The 384-nt window shown below is 55.7% G+C and carries 1 pseudogene; it reads left to right on the forward strand.

The features are described 5' to 3' along the window. Positions 1-98: 98 nt before the first annotated feature. Positions 99-384, forward strand: a pseudogene (locus R0J92_RS21905) (transposase); the annotation flags it as partial.

Raw genomic sequence — 384 nt, forward strand, 5'->3', positions numbered from 1 at the left:
GTGCGTCTCTGTATCGTCCTCTCTTCATCGTAAATCTCCTCAGATATCTTGCCGAGAAAATTCTACTTTTGAACACCTCTATTTTTAGGGGGGGCTACCGGACCAAAGGCGGCATGAACACCAAGCTGCACGCCATCTGCGACAGTAAGGGACGACCAATCGACCTGTTCGTTACCGCCGGACAGGTGAGCGATTACATCGGCGCAAGGGCCCTGCTGCGCGGCCTGCCAAAGGTCAAATGGCTGCTTGGGGGTCGCGGCTATGATGCTGACTGGTTCAGAGAAGCGTTACAGGACGAGGGGATACGCGCCTGCATCCCAGGCCGGAAGAAACGCAAAACGCCGGTCAAATACGACAAGCGCAGATACAAGCGTCGCAACCGGA

This window comes from Tritonibacter sp. SIMBA_163, from assembly GCF_046535935.1.
In the GTDB taxonomy this organism is placed as follows: domain Bacteria; phylum Pseudomonadota; class Alphaproteobacteria; order Rhodobacterales; family Rhodobacteraceae; genus Epibacterium; species Epibacterium scottomollicae.